Below are 226 nucleotides of genomic sequence, written 5' to 3'. Positions count from 1 at the left end.
AGGTTGATAGGCCAGGTGTGGAAGGCGAGTGATTGCTGGAGCTGACTGGTACTAATAGGCCGAGGGCTTGACTTAAAGAAGCCGAAAAGATAAGATTCTAAAGTACATTAAGTAAAACTTCTTCTTCTGTATAGTTTTGAGAGAGCAAAACTTTCTCTAATTTAGTGACGATAGCTGCGGGGTTCCACCTGTTCCCATACCGAACACAGAAGTTAAGCCCGCATAC

At 43.8% G+C, this 226-nt stretch carries 1 rRNA gene; it reads left to right on the top strand.

Annotated features, from left to right (window positions below):
• Nucleotides 1-160: 160 nt before the first annotated feature.
• A 5S ribosomal RNA gene (gene rrf, locus Ga0466249_RS28125) occupies nucleotides 161-226 on the top strand; the annotation flags it as partial.

This window comes from Pelorhabdus rhamnosifermentans, from assembly GCF_018835585.1.
Taxonomy (GTDB): Bacteria; Bacillota; Negativicutes; order UMGS1260; family UMGS1260; genus Pelorhabdus; species Pelorhabdus rhamnosifermentans.
This window is presented reverse-complemented; position numbering and strand designations above follow the sequence as displayed.